Source organism: Catenulispora yoronensis (genome assembly GCF_039531695.1).
In the GTDB taxonomy this organism is placed as follows: Bacteria; Actinomycetota; Actinomycetes; order Streptomycetales; family Catenulisporaceae; genus Catenulispora; species Catenulispora yoronensis.
This window is the reverse complement of the sequence record NZ_BAAAQN010000195.1, coordinates 1-610: the sequence shown is the minus strand read 5'-3', so window position 1 is coordinate 610 and position 610 is coordinate 1. Positions and strand designations below refer to the sequence as shown.

At 60.8% G+C, this 610-nt stretch carries 1 protein-coding gene; it reads right to left on the bottom strand.

What is annotated here, in order from left to right; genetic code table 11:
- Positions 1–608 (bottom strand): MBL fold metallo-hydrolase (locus ABD481_RS46765; RefSeq protein ID WP_425559444.1); only part of this gene is annotated, 608 nt, incomplete at its 3' end.
- Positions 609–610: the final 2 nt, after the last annotated feature.

The following is a 610-nucleotide window of genomic DNA, read 5'->3' as shown; positions in this document are numbered from 1 at the left end:
TTACGCTTCAGCCCACGGCCGGAAAAGTGCCGCGCCGGCAGCACGTGGACGGTGAGCTCGTCGCTGGCCGGTACCGCCTGCTGCCAGTCCGCTTCGGTAATCAGCGCCCCGTCCATTCCCCAGTAGCGCAGATGCGATCCGACCCCCAGCGGCGTAATGACCCGCTTAATTTTCGGCAGTAAGGCGCGAATGGTGGCGTAATCCAGATGGTCGTAGTGTTCGTGGGAGATGATCAGCAGATCGATCTCCGGCATCCCTTCCGCCCGCCACGGATAGTCGCCGGGGAAGGCTTTATTGATAAAAGAGAACGGCGCCGCGTAATCGCTGAACACCGGGTCGATCAGGATGCGTTTTCCCGCCAGCTGCAGGTACCAGGAGGAGTGGCCGAGCCAGACCATCACGTCCTGCCCGAGGGGCAGCGTCGCCAGCGTCTCCCATCCCGGCGTCCCGGCGCTGAAGTCGAAATGGCGTTTATCGTGCAGGAGCCCCATCCGGGTTTGCGGCAAGCGAGCAATCTTGAACTGACCTTCATCCAGATGCTGCAGATAACAAATCCCCAGATCCAGCTGATTACGGCTGACGCCATCGATAATCTGCTCCGAGGTCATCG